Source organism: Paenibacillus sinopodophylli (genome assembly GCF_005930355.1).
Taxonomy (GTDB): Bacteria; Bacillota; Bacilli; order Paenibacillales; family Paenibacillaceae; genus Pristimantibacillus; species Pristimantibacillus sinopodophylli.
In genome coordinates, this window is record NZ_VDBO01000110.1 from 1 (window position 1) to 201 (window position 201).

Here is a 201-nt window from a genome sequence, read left to right on the forward strand (position 1 = left end):
TAAGGAAATACTAAGGACCCGATGAGGTTCTTATAAACATGGCAGTTTATCGCTTACTCGTTGTCAGTTTTGAAAGAGCAAATGTACCTCCTTGGTACAGGAAACCTTTCAACGTGAAGTCATCCGTTTGGTGGCGATGGCGGAGGGGAACCACGCGTTCCCATACCGAACACGACCGTTAAGCCCTCCAGCGCCAATGGT

The 201-nt window shown here is 48.8% G+C and carries 1 rRNA gene; it reads left to right on the plus strand.

The window, feature by feature from the left end:
* Positions 1 to 126 precede the first annotated feature (126 nt).
* Positions 127 to 201 (plus strand): 5S ribosomal RNA (gene rrf / locus FGT79_RS30895); the annotation flags it as partial.